This is a genomic window from Duffyella gerundensis, assembly GCF_001517405.1.
Classification (GTDB): Bacteria; Pseudomonadota; Gammaproteobacteria; order Enterobacterales; family Enterobacteriaceae; genus Duffyella; species Duffyella gerundensis.
Map to the genome: position 1 here is coordinate 464,402 of NZ_LN907828.1, position 14,214 is coordinate 478,615.

16 protein-coding genes are annotated in these 14,214 nt (G+C 57.5%); 9 read left to right on the plus strand and 7 right to left on the minus strand.

What is annotated here, in order from left to right; all coding sequences use genetic code 11:
* Window positions 1-57: 57 nt before the first annotated feature.
* Entirely contained in the window at window positions 58-1,521 is a 1,464-nt protein-coding gene (locus tag EM595_RS19320) for a pyridoxal phosphate-dependent decarboxylase family protein (RefSeq protein ID WP_067436721.1), read from the minus strand.
* Between the two features lie 14 nt (window positions 1,522-1,535).
* Window positions 1,536-2,918: a diaminobutyrate--2-oxoglutarate transaminase gene (locus EM595_RS19325; RefSeq protein WP_067436724.1), complete on the minus strand. Its 1,383-nt coding sequence runs from the start codon at window positions 2,916-2,918 to the stop codon at window positions 1,536-1,538.
* Between the two features lie 480 nt (window positions 2,919-3,398).
* Here EM595_RS19325 and EM595_RS19330 point away from each other — a divergent pair, with 480 nt between their 5' ends.
* Window positions 3,399-3,974 (plus strand): RBBP9/YdeN family alpha/beta hydrolase, encoded by a 576-nt coding sequence (locus EM595_RS19330; protein WP_067436727.1) that lies wholly within the window; start codon window positions 3,399-3,401, stop codon window positions 3,972-3,974.
* Window positions 3,975-3,989: 15 nt separating this feature from the next.
* Window positions 3,990-4,448, plus strand: a complete 459-nt coding sequence (locus EM595_RS19335) for a GNAT family N-acetyltransferase (protein WP_067436730.1) — start codon at window positions 3,990-3,992, stop codon at window positions 4,446-4,448.
* On the opposite strand, the gene EM595_RS19340 is transcribed toward EM595_RS19335, so the two are convergent.
* Window positions 4,426-4,965, minus strand: a complete 540-nt coding sequence (locus tag EM595_RS19340; protein ID WP_067436733.1) for a GNAT family N-acetyltransferase — start codon at window positions 4,963-4,965, stop codon at window positions 4,426-4,428. The two genes, EM595_RS19335 and EM595_RS19340, sit on opposite strands and share 23 nt — an antisense overlap.
* Before the next feature lie 215 nt (window positions 4,966-5,180).
* Between EM595_RS19340 and EM595_RS19345 the strand changes: the two genes are divergently transcribed.
* Window positions 5,181-5,780, plus strand: coding sequence for a nitroreductase family protein (locus EM595_RS19345; protein WP_067436736.1), 600 nt, complete (start codon window positions 5,181-5,183; stop codon window positions 5,778-5,780).
* A gap of 42 nt (window positions 5,781-5,822) precedes the next feature.
* Here the strand turns inward: EM595_RS19345 and EM595_RS19350 are convergent, their stop codons facing one another.
* Entirely contained in the window at window positions 5,823-6,323 is a 501-nt protein-coding gene (locus EM595_RS19350) for a GNAT family N-acetyltransferase (protein ID WP_067436738.1), read from the minus strand.
* Window positions 6,324-6,392: 69 nt separating this feature from the next.
* On the opposite strand from EM595_RS19350, the gene EM595_RS19355 reads away from it, so the two are divergent.
* Together EM595_RS19355 and EM595_RS19360 are read left to right on the plus strand one after the other, a co-directional pair.
* Window positions 6,393-7,034: a glutathione S-transferase family protein gene (locus EM595_RS19355; protein WP_067436741.1), complete on the plus strand. Its 642-nt coding sequence runs from the start codon at window positions 6,393-6,395 to the stop codon at window positions 7,032-7,034.
* 148 nt (window positions 7,035-7,182) lie between these two features.
* Window positions 7,183-7,890: a pirin family protein gene (locus EM595_RS19360; protein WP_067436744.1), complete on the plus strand. Its 708-nt coding sequence runs from the start codon at window positions 7,183-7,185 to the stop codon at window positions 7,888-7,890.
* Window positions 7,891-7,938: 48 nt separating this feature from the next.
* Here EM595_RS19360 and EM595_RS19365 read toward each other — a convergent pair whose 3' ends face one another.
* The 3 genes from EM595_RS19365 to EM595_RS19375 are packed head-to-tail and all read right to left on the minus strand — an operon-like array spanning window position 7,939 to window position 12,344.
* Window positions 7,939-8,760 (minus strand): alpha/beta fold hydrolase, encoded by an 822-nt coding sequence (locus EM595_RS19365; RefSeq protein ID WP_067436747.1) that lies wholly within the window; start codon window positions 8,758-8,760, stop codon window positions 7,939-7,941.
* Window positions 8,761-8,800: 40 nt separating this feature from the next.
* Entirely contained in the window at window positions 8,801-10,420 is a 1,620-nt protein-coding gene (locus EM595_RS19370; RefSeq protein WP_067436750.1) for an MFS transporter, read from the minus strand.
* Window positions 10,421-10,478: 58 nt separating this feature from the next.
* Window positions 10,479-12,344, minus strand: a complete 1,866-nt coding sequence (locus EM595_RS19375; protein ID WP_067436753.1) for an amidohydrolase — start codon at window positions 12,342-12,344, stop codon at window positions 10,479-10,481.
* 273 nt (window positions 12,345-12,617) lie between these two features.
* Between EM595_RS19375 and EM595_RS19380 the strand changes: the two genes are divergently transcribed.
* The 4 genes from EM595_RS19380 to EM595_RS19395 are packed head-to-tail and all read left to right on the plus strand — an operon-like array spanning window position 12,618 to window position 14,203.
* Entirely contained in the window at window positions 12,618-13,307 is a 690-nt protein-coding gene (locus tag EM595_RS19380) for a hydrolase (protein WP_067436756.1), read from the plus strand.
* Between the two features lie 47 nt (window positions 13,308-13,354).
* The gene (locus tag EM595_RS19385; protein WP_067436762.1) at window positions 13,355-13,549 is read left to right on the plus strand and encodes a DUF1427 family protein; all 195 of its coding nucleotides are present in this window, start codon (window positions 13,355-13,357) and stop codon (window positions 13,547-13,549) included.
* Window positions 13,550-13,551: 2 nt separating this feature from the next.
* Complete coding sequence (locus EM595_RS19390) at window positions 13,552-13,806, plus strand: XapX domain-containing protein (RefSeq protein ID WP_067436765.1); 255 nt, start codon at window positions 13,552-13,554, stop codon at window positions 13,804-13,806.
* A gap of 31 nt (window positions 13,807-13,837) precedes the next feature.
* On the plus strand, window positions 13,838-14,203 hold the full coding sequence (locus EM595_RS19395) for a response regulator transcription factor (RefSeq protein ID WP_067436767.1): 366 nt from the start codon (window positions 13,838-13,840) through the stop codon (window positions 14,201-14,203).
* Window positions 14,204-14,214 lie beyond the last annotated feature (11 nt).

Consider the following 14,214-nt stretch of genomic DNA (forward strand, 5'->3'; position numbering starts at 1 on the left):
TAAAAAAAAGCCGCTAACGGTCAACGTTAGCGGCTTTTTATTGCGTGACGTTCGCTATCAGGCGGACATCAAGCCGGCGGCAGTGCTTTCCACCAGTGCGAGCAAGACTTTAATATCCTCCAGCGTCACCGTTGGGTTTAGCAGCGTCATTTTCAGGCAGGTCACACCGTCAAACTCCGTGACGCCGACGTTGGCGCGGCCCGACTCGAGCAGCGCGTCACCGATGCGCTGATTGAACAGTGCCACGTCAGCTTCCGGCAGTTCAGGCGCACGATAGCGGAACAGCACGCTGGCCAGCTGTGGCTCCATTACCAGCTCCAGCCGCGGCTGCTCAGCCACATACTGCGCCACCTGCTGCGCCAGCGTTACGCCGTGATCGATGATCTCGGCGTACTGTTTCTGTCCCAGCGCTTCGAGGCCCATCCACAGTTTCAACGCATCAAAACGGCGGGTGGTTTGCAGCGATTTGGAGACCAGATTCGGCACGCCCTGCGCCTCATCGAACTCAGAGTTCAGGTAAGCCGCCTGATAACGCATCAGCTCATAGTGACGCGCCTCTTTTAACAGGAACGCGCCGCAGCTGATAGTCTGGAAGAACTGCTTGTGGAAGTCCAGAGTGATGGAATCCACCAGTTCAATGCCGTCGAGATAGTTGCGGTATTTCTCGGAAAGCAGCAGTGCGCCGCCCCAGGCTGCATCAACGTGCACCCAGATCTGACGTTCGGCCGCCAGCGCCGCGATCTCACGCAGCGGATCGATCGCACCGGCATCGGTGGTACCGGCGGTTGCCACGATAGCCAGAATCTGCTCATCGTTAGCTTCCGCCTGCGCCAGTTTCGCCCGCAGATCGTTCATGTCCATACGCGCAAAGCGATCGGTTTTCACCAGCGTGACTGACTGATAGCCGAGGCCAAGCAGCGCCATGTTTTTCTGCACCGAGAAGTGCGCATTCTCCGAGCACAGCACCTTGATCTTCTTCAGATTGCCGGTTAAACCGTGCTGCTGAATGGAGTGACCCTGGCGAGCGAAGAAGGCGTCACGCGCCAGCATCAAGCCCATCAGGTTACTCTGCGTGCCGCCGCTGGTGAACACACCGGCATCGCCTGCCTGATAGCCGACCTGCTCGCGCAGCCATTCAATCAGCTTAAGCTCGATGATCGTGGCAGACGGCGCCTGATCCCATGAATCCATGCTCTGATTGGTGGCGTTGATCAGCACTTCGGCCGCCTGGCTTACCACCAGGCTTGGACAATGCAGATGCGCCACGCACTGCGGATGGTGCACCGACAGGCTGTCTTTCAGAAAGTATTCAATGGCACGTTCAATCGCCACTTGATTGCCCAATCCCTGCGGATTGAAATCCAGGGTAATGCGCTCGCGCAGTTCAGCAACGGTTTTACCCTGATACATTTCAGGCTGTTGCAGCCACTGCACCACCGCCTGACTGCTCTGGGCGATCGCCTGCTGGTACGCGTCGGTGCTGTGCGCCGCCGCGGCCAGAATCGGGTTTTCCCGGGACATCGTATTTACTCCACTCAAACCGGTTTCACGCCAGCAGATAACAGCGCGTGCTCAAACTTATCGAGGAAAATGTTCAGCTCATCGTTGCTGATCAGCAGCGACGGCAGCAGACGCAGCACGCTGCCATGACGGCCACCGCGCTCCAGAATCAGGCCATTTTCAAAGCATTTCTTCTGCAGCAGCGCAGAGAGTGCGCCATCCGCAGGGTAGCTGCCCATGTGATCCGGCTCGGCGTCGGCTTTCACGATCTCAATGCCGATCATCAGGCCGAGGCCGCGAACATGACCGATAACCGGATAGCGCTGTTGCATCTCAGCCAGTTTGCCTTTCAGCCACTCGCCTTGCTCTGCCACTTTATCCGCAATGTTGTTGTCTTTCAGGTGCTGCAGCGTGGTCAGGCCGGTCGCCATCGCCAGCTGGTTGCCGCGGAACGTGCCGGTATGGTGACCCGGTTCCCAGGCATCAAACTCTTTTTTAATGCCCAGCACCGCCAGTGGCAGACCGCCGCCTACGGCTTTGGACATCACGATGATGTCTGGCTCAATGCCCGCGTGCTCAAAGGCGAAGAACTTGCCAGTACGAGCAAAGCCCGCCTGCACTTCATCAAGGATCAGCAGGATGCCGTGCTCTTTAGTCACTTTACGGATGCGCTGCAGCCATTCAGCCGGTGCCGGGTTAACCCCGCCTTCGCCCTGAACCGCTTCCAGGATCACCGCTGCCGGTTTGCGCACGCCGCTTTCCACGTCGTTGATCAGATTATCAAAATAGTAGGTCAGCGCTTTCACGCCCGCGTCACCGCCGATGCCGAGCGGGCAGCGATACTGGTGCGGATAGGGCATGAACTGCACTTCTGGCATCATGCCGTTAATCGCTTCTTTCGGTGACAGGTTACCGGTCACTGCCAGCGCGCCGTGCGTCATGCCGTGATAACCGCCAGAGAAGCTGATCACGCCGGTGCGACCGGTGTGCTTTTTCGCCAGCTTCAGCGCGGCTTCTACCGCATCTGCACCCGACGGGCCACAGAACTGCAGGCAATATTCTTTGCCCTGGCCTGGCAGCAGAGAGAGCAGGTATTCCGAGAAGCGATCTTTTAACGGAGTCGTCAGATCTAAGGTATGTAACGGCAAGCCGCTGGTAATGACATTTTGAATGCTCTGCAAAATGTCAGGATGATTGTGCCCAAGCGCCAGCGTTCCCGCGCCCGCAAGGCAATCAAGATATTGATTTTTCTCAACGTCCGTAATCCATACTCCCTGCGCTTGCGCGATGGCTAACGGCAGCTTACGTGGATAACTCCTAACATTTGATTCAAATTCCGCCTGACGCGCTAAATAGGCTTCATTGTTTGCGTGTGATGAATTGGCATCTAAATTATCAATACGGACTTTATCCGTCATCATATCTCTCCTACAACCGGGGCTGTCGTATAAGCCGCAGTTGAATAATTATGTTTAAGGTGTGGGGCTGTATAAAAGCGCGGCCAATATAGGGTTTTTTTCTTCCCAGCTCAATGATTTATTTTGTTAACATTTATTTATAAATTTTGTCATAATAATCAACGTATTGCTGATTTTATAACCGGCATAAAACCCCCGTAAAAACGCGACGCTAATAAACAAGCAGGCGTATGACTTCACCGGCCATGTCTGCACGGTGTAATGAGTAATCTTAAGCGAAATAAAAAGCAGAAAATTAAGCCGGATCGCACAATGCGCTAATCCATTTTTTCACGTGGCCGCTTTTTGCCCGTGCTGGCAATAAGCTGTTCATCAGGCTCATTTTTATGGCCGAATCAAAAGTTCGCATCAAGATTTGATAACCTGCTGGGGGTTTTGTGGAATAACATCCTTACGGCTTAATAAGGAACAGCGTAGCTTATGAATGTGACATTTATCGTAGTGCCGGGCTTTACCAACTCTGGCCCGCAACACTGGCAAACCTGCATCGAAAACAAATACGTCAACACGCGGCGGGTGCAACAGGATGACTGGCAAAAACCCGATCGTGAGCGCTGGTCGCGTCGTGTGGGCGAAACCGTGGCCGCCACGCCCGGCGACGTGGTGCTGGTGGCTCATAGCTGCGGTGCGGTGGCGACGGCCCAGTGGCTGGCTGTTAATGCTCACGAGCGGGTGAAAGCCGCTGTTCTGGTGGCGCCCGCTGACGTCGATGCGCCATGCGCGCTGGACGCCATTCAACCGCAGCGCCCGCTGCCCGGCACGCGGCTGCCTCTGCCGACGCTGCTGATATGCAGTGATAATGATGAGCACCTGACCTTACCGCGTGCTCAGCAACTCGCCGCCTGGTGGGGCAGCGAGCTAAAAGTGATTGCCGGGGGCGGGCACCTTCATTCGGCGGCGGGCTTTGGCGACTGGCCCGCGGGCGAACAGCTGATCGCGGCCTTCAGTGGTGCGCGGTTTATCCCTCGCGCCGTGTCCACGACGCTGTACAGCTAAAAAGAGGGCGCAACGATGTATAGCCTGACCGAAATTTCAGCCCGCTCGTCAGAGCTGGTGCCGCTGATTGCCGCGCTGGATGCGTATCAAAACGCGCTCTATCCGCCCGCCAGTCAGCACAGCGTTGCCCTGCATGCGCTGGCGGAAGATCGGCTGCGCTGCATTCTGGTGCGCGACGAAAACGGGCGCGCCATGGGTTGCGGTGCGGTCGTATTCGACGATAAACAGGCCGGTGAGATCAAGCGTGTTTATCTCGATCCTGACTGCCGTGGGCAACGGCTCGGCGAAAAAGTGGTGGCGGCGCTGGAGACGCTGGCGCGGGATGCGGATTGCACGCTGCTGCGGCTGGAAACCGGCATTCATCAACCCGCGGCGATTCAGCTCTATCAACGCTGTGGCTACGGCTTCTGCGCGCCATTTTTTCCTTATCAGGCCGATCCGCTTAGCGTGTTTATGATGAAGGCGCTGAGTTGATCGCGGGCAGCGTCTCGCTATTCTCGCCAAGCGGGCGCTGCATTAATACCGTATCCAGCCAGCGTCCGTGCTTAAAACCCACCGCATGTAATGTGCCCATTACGCTGAATCCGGCGGCCTGATGCAGACCCAGTGAGCCACGATTTTCACTGTCGCCGACGTTGGCGATTAGCTGGCGATAGCCATGTTCTGTCGCCCAGGCGATCGCCCGATCGAGCAGGGCGCGACCTGCGCCACGCTGTTGAAAGGTCGGATCGACATAGACCGCATTTTCCAGCGTGAAGCGGTAGGCAAAGCGGGGCCGATACGGCATCAGATAGCAGTAACCTTTGACGTCAACTCCCTCAACCGCCACCAGCCAGATCAATCCCGCCTGCTGAATTTTCTTCAGGCGGCCAGCCATTTCTGCTTCGGTTGGCGGCTCACTTTCAAAGCTGCCGGTGCCGTGCAGCACGTGCCAGGCGTAAATCTGCTGGATAGCGGGAAGGTGTTTTGCTTCCGCAGGAATAATGTCCATGCTTTAAGATCCTTGTTTTTTTATGCAGCTTACGCGTGACGCCCAGCGACAGGAAATACCCTTTTCTTATTGACCGGCGTGATTAAGCAAAGCGCAAATAAATCTTAAAAGGCCGATCAATCATCGCTATAGTGAACACAGTGTTGTCCCGATTCCAGGGCCGGAAGTGAACGTTTTCCACACGCCTTTGAAATGTGATCCCTACAGGAGGAGTTATGTCAGAAGATTTTCTGTCGCTCGCGAAACAACGCAGAACGATTTATGCCCTCGGAAAGACCTTGCCGATTGCTGAAGACCAGGTGATCAACCTGATCAAAGAAGCGGTAAAACAGGCGCCATCAGCCTTCAACTCCCAAAGCTCACGCATTCTGATTCTGCTCGGTGAAGAACACAATAAACTGTGGGAACTGACCCGTGAACAGCTCAGAAAGCGGGTGCCCGCTGAGAACTTCCAGGCGACCTCCGACAAGATTGACGGCTTCGCCGCGGCCGCTGGCTCGGTACTGTTTTTTGAAGATCAGGAAGTGGTGAAAACGCTACAGGCGCAGTTTGCCGCTTATGCGGAGCATTTCCCGGCATGGTCTGAACACAGCACCGGCATTGCGCAATATGCCGTCTGGGTTGCTCTGGCCGAGCAGGGGATTGGCGCTAACCTGCAGCACTACAATCCGCTGATTGACGAAGACGTTCAACGCACGTGGAATGTACCTGCCAGCTGGAAGCTGCGCGGTCAGATGAACTTTGGTGCGATCAACGCGCCCGCCGGTGAGAAAACCTATATCGACGACGACAAACGTTTCATTATCGCCAAATAGTCCTGCTGAGGCCGCCGCGGCGGCCTTCTTTCAACCTGGCGGTTATTCATCCGCTATTACGCCCGGTGCGCGTTCCTGCGGTGACAATGACAGGCTCATTACCGACACCCGCTCACCATATACCTCGCGTTGCTCAATCTCCTGCCATCCCGATTTACGATAAAATGCCTGCTGATCCGGCGTATAGAGCCAGAGTGTGGCAATGCCTTTCGCCTGACAGTGCGCCAGACACTGACCGATCAGCGCGCTGGCGATGCCTTTACCGCGACAGGCCGCATCGGTCACCACTTCGCCCAACCACCAGCGGCGCTGTTCAACATCTTCCAGCTCATAACGAATAATACTCCCGGTAGCGATGACCCGTTCCTGCTCATCAATCGCGATCAGCGTGAACTGATGATCCTGCGCTGCCAGCCGCGCCTGCAGGCGGGCAACAATCTCTGTTTCCGACGCCCACAAGGGTAGCGCGGACCATTCGGCTGACATCAAACGCGCGGTTTGGCGCAGCTGTGGCAGATGGTTGGTTAAATACGTTATGTTCATTGAAGGATTCCGCTTCGCAAGGGGAAAAGACGCTTTGAGCAACCGTCATAACAACACAGAGGGCAGCAGATGTTAACTCTATGGGGTAGGAAAACCTCTTCAAACGTGCAGGCGTTGATGTGGTGCGTTGCAGAGCTGGATCTCGATTATCAGCGCATTGATATTGGCCACCGTTATGGCGGCAACAACACGCCGCCATTTCTTGCCATGAACCCCAACGGCACGGTGCCGGTGCTGCAGGATGAGGAGAACACGCCGATGTGGGAAACCGGCGCGATATTGCGTTATCTCGCCGCCCGCTATGCGCCGGATTCATTCTGGCCAGCTGATGTCACAGCCCGGGCAGGAGTCGATCAATGGGCAGAATGGGCAAAGCTGAACGTCGCGCTAAATTTCACTGCGCCGCTGTTTTGGCCGCTGGTGCGCACGCCTGCTGCCGAACGCGATGCAACGGCCATCGCGCATTCCCTCGCCAGGCTACATCATTTTCTCACCATTGCAGACAGGCAGCTGGAAAAGGCACCTTTTCTCACCGGCACTGATTTTTCGCTGGCTGATATCCAGTTTGGTCATGTGCTTTATCGCTATTTCGATCTGCCGCTGGCACATGCCGTGTTACCTGCGGTGGCGGCGTATTATGCCCGGCTTTGCCAGCGGCCCGCCTTTCGCCAGCATGTGATGATCTCTTATGAGGAACTGCGCGCAGAGTAAACATATCCGCTGGCTTATTGTCCACTAAATCAGGACACTGATTGCCGTTTCACCCCGTTGATGAGTGAATTAGTTTACCGGTACTCTCTTTCTACCGGAAGGGCGAGCGCGCTTTCCCCCACTCACTCAACGACTTCAGGAGCGGATCATGATTGAGCAACGATTGTCAGCACAACGCGGACGCGGCGACCATGGCTGGCTGCATTCCCGCCATACGTTTTCATTTGCCAACTACTGGGATCCTGAGCAGGCGGGATTCTCCGATCTGCTGGTGATCAACGACGATCGCGTTGCGCCGTCACGCGGTTTTGGTGCGCATCCACATCGCAATATGGAAATCATCTCGTATGTGCTGGAAGGGGCGCTGGAACATAAAGATTCCATGGGCACCGGCTCGGTGATTCGGCCTGGCGATGTGCAGCTGATGAGCGCCGGATCGGGCGTCACCCACAGTGAATTTAATCACTCCGGGGCGGACGAGGTGCATTTTCTGCAAATCTGGGTGGTGCCTGCGGAAAAAGAGACGCCGCCTGCCTATCAGCAGGTGACGGTTGCCGACGCGGAAAAGCGTGGTGCCCTTCGGCTGATCGTTTCGCCGGAAGGCGGTGCCGGGGTGCTGCGTATTCGCCAGGATATGTGTATCTGGAGCGGGCTGTTTGATGACGCGGAGCAGCAGACGTTCAGTCTGGCGGCGGATCGCTGGGCCTGGATTCATCTGGCGCGTGGCGCAATCACCGTTAACGGCATCCGATTTAATGCGGGTGATGGCGCGCGGATACGCAATGAAAGCATGCTCACCTTCAGCGATGGCGAGCAGGCGGAAGTCTTGCTGTTCGATATGCGCCCGGAGGCGTAGAAACAGAGAAGGGAAACGACCCTGCGCGCGAGGCGCAGGGTCGTTAACTTAATGGCTTTCCAGGAAAGCCAGCAGATCGTTGTTAAGCTGGTCCTGATGCGTGACGGCGAAGCCATGCGGCGCATTGTCATAGATCTTCAGTTCCGCACCGGCAATCATCTCGGCTGAGAGTTTACCGGTCGCTTCAAACGGCACGATCTGATCGTTGCTACCGTGAATCACCAGCGTTGGCACATCTACTTTCGCCACGTCAGGACGGAAATCCGTTTCAGCAAACGCCGTGACGCAATCCAGCGTGCCTTTCAGCGACGCCAGCAGCGCAATCGATGAGCTTTGCGTCAGTATGCCCTCTGAAACCGTTTGTCCGGCGTTAAGGCCGTAAAACGGCGTCCAGAAATCATGAAGAAACTGCGGGCGATCGGCCAGCAGGCCCGACTGAATACCGGCAAATACGCTGTGCTCAACACCTTGCGGATGATCGTCGGTTTTGCCGAAAATCGGCGTCACCGCGCCGAGCAGCACCAGACCCGCCACGCGATCGCTGCCATAACGGCCGATATAGCGCGTCACATCGCCGCCGCCCATGGAAAAACCAACCAGCGTAACGTCCTGCAGATCCAGCGCGGTGATCAGGTCATTGATGTCCGAGGCGAAGGTGTCGTAGTCGTGACCGACCCAGGGCTGATCGGAGCGACCAAAACCACGGCGATCGAAGGCGATAGCGCGCCAGCCACGTTCCGCGAGAAAGTTAAGCTGGTTGTCCCACATATCGGCATCCAGCGGCCAGCCGTGACTGAACAGCACCGGCTTACCGCTGCCCCAGTCCTTGTAGTAAAGCTGCGTGCCGTCCTGCGTTTTGATGGTGCTCATGGTGTTCTCCTCAAGGGGGTGAAGTCACTTATCGAGTCTGTTATTCCGGTGCTACCAGATAGCGCACCGTTGGGCGGGCGTTGTCAGCGAGAAAAGCATGAACGCGACGCTGAATTTTTAAATCATTCATGGTGTGGCGATCGGCTTCACGCAGATGCTCCATCCATGAGCCGATGACAAAGGTTTCGACGAAAATGCCCGGCTGCTGCACATCTTCATAAACCGACCAGCTGATAGCGCCGCCGCGTCGTCGCACCCGGCGCATCTCCTGAATGGCCACCATAAAATCATAGCCGGTGGCAGGATCAATGGCGTATTCATAGCTGACCATTACGGGACCGCGGCCATGAGCAATCTTTAGCCCGCTGGCGTCGGTCTGGCCGCTGAGATCAAGGTTAAGATCGGGATCCTGATCCAGCCGCCAGCGCAGGGCAGTGGCACTGGCCAGCACTAAGCCGACGGTGGCCACCATGAGCGACTGGCTGATGCCAAACTGCGAGGCGAGCTGCCCCCAAATGGCACTGCCCAACGTCATAGCGCCAAAAAACACCGTCAGATAGACCGCCAGCGCCCGTGCCTTGACCCAGCGGGCGGCGCTGCGTTGTGCACCGACGTTCAGCGTTGACAGCACGGCAATCCACGCAAATCCCATAAAGAATTCCGCTGCATTCAGCCACCAGACATGACGCACAAACGCCAGCGCCAGCAGCGTCATGGCGAACAGCAGGCTGGCGGCCACCATCAGCCGATCGGGATTGAGCCGCGCACGCAGTTTTGGCAGCAGCACGGCACCGCAAATCGCGCCCAGCCCTATGCAGGCGAGCATCAGGCCATAGCCGCCGGGACCAAGGCCGAGTTCACGGCGCGCCACCAGCGGCAGCAACGCCCAGCCCGCGCTGGCGAACAGAAAAAAGGCGATGGTGCGGATCAGCACGTTACGCAGCACCGGTGCCGCATGAACGTAACGCAATCCTGCCCGTACCGCCGAGAAAAAATGCTCCGGCGGCAACCGTTGTACGCTCGCCGCTGGTTTCCAGCGCCACAGCACCCACATAACGCCGAGCACCGACAGGGCATTCAGCGCAAACACCATCCACGGACCGGCAAACGAGAGAATCAGCCCGCCCAGCGCCGGGCCAATCGCCCGGCTGATGTTGATGCCCAGCGAATTCAGCGCGATGGCCGGGCTTAGCTCCGCTTTGCTGACCAGGTCGGGCACAATCGCCTGAAACGGTGGTGAGCTCATTGCCGCGCCGGTGCTGAGCATAAAGGTGGCGGCCAACAGAATCATCGGTGTCACCAGGCCAAACAGCGATAGCAGGGTTAAGCCCGCCGCCGCAATAAACATCCAGATTTGCGAGAAGATCAAATAACGCCGCCGGTCGACGATGTCGGCCATCACGCCCGAGGGCAGAGCAAACAGAAACATCGGCAGGCTGCTGGCCGCCTGCACCAGCGCAATGGCCAGCGGATCGGCGCTCAGTGACAGCATGGTCCAGTTAATGCCCACATCGCTCATCCATGAGCCGATATTGGAGACCACGGTAGCGATCCACAGCATACGGAAAACCGGCTGCTGCAGCGGCTGCCATGAGGAAGGCGGATTTGCCAGCGGCGCAGCGGTATGATCCGCCGACACCGTTTCACTGATATGACTCATCGCGATTCCTTGTTATCGATTGGGCGACAATTGACCTGAATGCCGGACATCAGCGGACTCAAAACGCAAAGCAGCTACAGCCCAGCGCTCCCCAGAATGCGTTGTCATCGGAAACCGGTACGCCAGCGTGACGGGCAGCATTGTGCGCATGACTGTGCACGCCGCACGGCCCGCTGCAATGGTGAGCCATCGGCAGCAAACCCGCCTGCGGCGGCGCACTGCGATAATGACCGGGCACGGTGACCACTGGCGACCACTCCGGCAGCACCGGAATGGCGGGCGGAGCCAGTGGGCCAAACTGACCTGCGGCGTAGACGATATCGCCGTTGACCACCGTCAGCACCGACTCGATGCCTTTGATCTCCTCTTCCGGCACGCGGAAGTAATCTTTGCTCAGCACCGCCAGGTCAGCCAACTGGCCGACGCGGATCTGCCCCTTTTTGCCCTGTTCACTGGAGAACCACGCGCTGCCCTGCGTCCAGAGCATCAGCGCGGTGTCGCGATCGAGGCGCGCATTGACGTCATACATCTGCATGCCGCCGACGGTGCGGCCGGAAACCAGCCAGTAGAGCGCCGTCCACGGGTTGTAGCTGGCAACGCGCGTGGCGTCGGTGCCTAACCCGACCGGCACGCCGGTATCAAGCATGCGTCTGACCGGCGGCGTCTGTTTAGTCGCCTCAATCCCGTAACGCTCGGCGAAATATTCACCCTGAAAGGCCATGCGGTGCTGCACGGCCAGGCCGCCGCCCAGCGCCTTGACGCGGTCGATGTTCGCCTGGGTAATGGTTTCGGCATGGTCGAAAAACCAGTGCAGGCCGTCGAACGGTATATCGCGATTAACCCTTTCAAACACGTCCAGCATACGGCCGATCGATTCGTTATAAGTGGCATGCAGGCGAAAAGGCCAGCGATGTTCCACCAGATGACGCACCACGCGTTCCAGCTCATCTTCCATGCCAGGCGCCAGATCCGGGCGCGGTTCGAGGAAGTCTTCGAAGTCGGCGGCGGAAAATACCAGCATTTCGCCGGCGCCATTGTGCCGGAGGAAATCGCTTCCCTGGCCCGGCGCCAGCATGTCGGTCCATTTTTCAAAGTCCTCCAGCTCGTGTCCGGGACGTTGGGTAAACAGGTTATAGGCGATGCGCAGCGTCATCTGCTTCTTCTCATGCAGCTCGCTGATGATTTGATAATCTTCGGGGTAGTTCTGGAAGCCGCCACCGGCATCGATGGCGCTGGTCAGGCCAAGACGGTTCAGCTCGCGCATAAACTGGCGGGTGGAGTTGATCTGCTGTTCAAGCGGCAGTTTCGGGCCTTTAGCCAGCGTGGCGTAGAGAATCATCGCATTCGGGCGGGCAATCAACATGCCGGTCGGGTTGCCGTTGCTGTCGCGCTGAATTTCGCCACCCGGTGGATTGGGCGTATCACGGGTATAACCGACCACGCGCAGCGCGGCGCGGTTCAGCAGGGCGCGATCGTATAGATGCAGAATAAACACCGGCGTGTCAGGCGCCGCCGCGTTGATCTCATCCAGCGTGGGCATACGGCGTTCGGCAAACTGAAACTCGGTCCAGCCGCCGACCACGCGCACCCATTGTGGTGAAGGCGTGCGCTGGGCCTGTTCTTTTAACATGCGCAGCGCGTCGGCCAGCGACGGCACGCCTTCCCAGCGCAGCTCAAGGTTGTAATTGAGGCCGCCGCGAATCAGATGCAGGTGCGAATCGTTCAGGCCGGGAATCACGGTTTGGCCCTGCAGATCCACCACTTTGGTGCTGTCGGCGCAGTGCTGCATCACCTCGGCCTGGCTGCCCACCGCAAGGAATGTGCCGCCGCGGATAGCGACCGCTTCCGCTAACGGTTTTTCCCGATCGACGGTATGAAACTGACCGTTGGTTAAGATCAGATCGGCTTTATCAAGGTTGACCATATTCACTCCTGCATAAGATGTCCGGAAGGGAACGTCGGAACAGCAAGCCGGTGCGACGTCCTCTGGGAGGCGATAACTGCGGCGATTATGGTCAGCAGGCGAAAGCAGCGTCTAGTTATACCAAGGTATATTATACCTATTGGTAATATCCGATCGGAGAGCACGCGCCTAGTATCAGCCCTGACAGCATGACGCCGCCTGGCGCACTGTCTCGCTTGTTTCCGCTTACTGATTTTTGCGGAAGCTCTGCCTCCTCTGCTCAATGGATACCTTATGACCGACTCCAAACTTGAAGTCCTGACCCCTACCAACTGCCAGATGATTTTTATCGATCAGCAACCGCAAATGGCCTTCGGCGTACAGTCTATCGATCGTCAGGTGCTGAAGAACAACACCGTGGCGCTGGCTAAAGCGGCGAAGGTGTTTAACATTCCTACCATCATCACCACGGTAGAAACCGAAAGCTTCTCAGGCCACACCTATCCTGAGCTTCTTGACGTCTTCCCTGAGCACGACATTCTGGAACGCACTTCAATGAACTCCTGGGATGACCAGAAGGTGCGTGACGCGCTGGCCAAAAACGGCAAGAAAAAAATCGTGGTATCGGGCCTGTGGACCGAAGTGTGCAACAACAGCTTCTCGCTGTGCGCCATGCTGGAAGGGGACTACGAGATTTATATGGTGGCAGATGCTTCTGGTGGCACCACCAAAGAAGCGCACGACTTCGCCATGCAGCGCATGATTCAGGCTGGCGTGATTCCGGTGACCTGGCAGCAGGTGATGCTGGAGTGGCAGCGTGACTGGGCGCGTAAAGAGACTTACAACGCGGTGATGGATATCGTGAAAGAGCACTCCGGCGCCTACGGCATGGGCGTGGATTACGCTTATACCATGGTGCACAAGTCGCCTTCCCGCGAACAGGGCCGCCACAATACGCTGGCGCCAGTGCCGGCTAACAAATAAGACGTGGCGGATCGGGCTGTGCTGCCCGATCCGCACCCGGAGCTGCTATGAACACTGTTCTTATCTCCCTCACCGCAGGCGTGGGCATCGGCTTGCTGTACGCGCTGTTCAGGGTACGGTCGCCAGCACCTCCGGCGATCGCGCTGATCGGCTTATTAGGTATGCTCTGCGGCGAGCAGATCGCCAACCATCTGCTGCCTGCTGCGCATGCCGCGCCACAAAGCACTTCTGCAACGGAATGACTATGCTGAAATCTTTTGTTTTTTCGCTGGCAATGGGCCTGCTGGTTGGCGTGATTTACAGCATAATCAGCCTGCGTTCACCGGCACCGCCGGTAGCCGCGCTGGCGGGGTTGTTTGGCATGTTGGTGGGCGAACAGCTGGTGTCGTTAGTGCAACGTCTGCGCCGCGGTGAGCCGCTAACGCTGGCGTGGTTTCGTCACGAATGCGTGCCAAAAATCAGCGGCACACCGCCGCCGGTCGAGGGTCCGCGCCCCTGAAGCGCACACCGACGGTGAGGAGAGCGACAGGATGCGATCACAGCGGATTGTCATTGTGGATGATGAACGGTCGGTGCGCAGCGGGCTGAGCAATTTACTGCAGTCAGAAGGCTACCTGACCGAGACCTTTGATTCTGCAGAAGCGCTGCTGGCGGTGCCAGAGACGCTGGACACCTCGGCGCTGTTAATTATCGATATTAAATTGCAGGGCATCAGCGGCTTCGCGCTGGTGGAAAAACTGGCACAGCACGCGGCGCTGCCGCCGGTGATTTACATCTCCGGCCACGGCGATGAAAACATGCACTGGTATGCCATGGGCACCGGCGCGCTGGCATTTATGCGCAAGCCTATTCATATTGATACATTACTCGACTGTATCCGTCAGTCTTTAGCCTGACTCAGGACATC

Coding starts and splice junctions, on each gene's coding strand:
- EM595_RS19320 (WP_067436721.1), bottom strand. CDS start 1,521: ATGTCCCGGGAAAACCCGATTCTGGCCGCGGCGGCGCACAGCACCGAC.
- EM595_RS19325 (WP_067436724.1), bottom strand. CDS start 2,918: ATGACGGATAAAGTCCGTATTGATAATTTAGATGCCAATTCATCACAC.
- EM595_RS19330 (WP_067436727.1), top strand. CDS start 3,399: ATGAATGTGACATTTATCGTAGTGCCGGGCTTTACCAACTCTGGCCCG.
- EM595_RS19335 (WP_067436730.1), top strand. CDS start 3,990: ATGTATAGCCTGACCGAAATTTCAGCCCGCTCGTCAGAGCTGGTGCCG.
- EM595_RS19340 (WP_067436733.1), bottom strand. CDS start 4,965: ATGGACATTATTCCTGCGGAAGCAAAACACCTTCCCGCTATCCAGCAG.
- EM595_RS19345 (WP_067436736.1), top strand. CDS start 5,181: ATGTCAGAAGATTTTCTGTCGCTCGCGAAACAACGCAGAACGATTTAT.
- EM595_RS19350 (WP_067436738.1), bottom strand. CDS start 6,323: ATGAACATAACGTATTTAACCAACCATCTGCCACAGCTGCGCCAAACC.
- EM595_RS19355 (WP_067436741.1), top strand. CDS start 6,393: ATGTTAACTCTATGGGGTAGGAAAACCTCTTCAAACGTGCAGGCGTTG.
- EM595_RS19360 (WP_067436744.1), top strand. CDS start 7,183: ATGATTGAGCAACGATTGTCAGCACAACGCGGACGCGGCGACCATGGC.
- EM595_RS19365 (WP_067436747.1), bottom strand. CDS start 8,760: ATGAGCACCATCAAAACGCAGGACGGCACGCAGCTTTACTACAAGGAC.
- EM595_RS19370 (WP_067436750.1), bottom strand. CDS start 10,420: ATGAGTCATATCAGTGAAACGGTGTCGGCGGATCATACCGCTGCGCCG.
- EM595_RS19375 (WP_067436753.1), bottom strand. CDS start 12,344: ATGGTCAACCTTGATAAAGCCGATCTGATCTTAACCAACGGTCAGTTT.
- EM595_RS19380 (WP_067436756.1), top strand. CDS start 12,618: ATGACCGACTCCAAACTTGAAGTCCTGACCCCTACCAACTGCCAGATG.
- EM595_RS19385 (WP_067436762.1), top strand. CDS start 13,355: ATGAACACTGTTCTTATCTCCCTCACCGCAGGCGTGGGCATCGGCTTG.
- EM595_RS19390 (WP_067436765.1), top strand. CDS start 13,552: ATGCTGAAATCTTTTGTTTTTTCGCTGGCAATGGGCCTGCTGGTTGGC.
- EM595_RS19395 (WP_067436767.1), top strand. CDS start 13,838: ATGCGATCACAGCGGATTGTCATTGTGGATGATGAACGGTCGGTGCGC.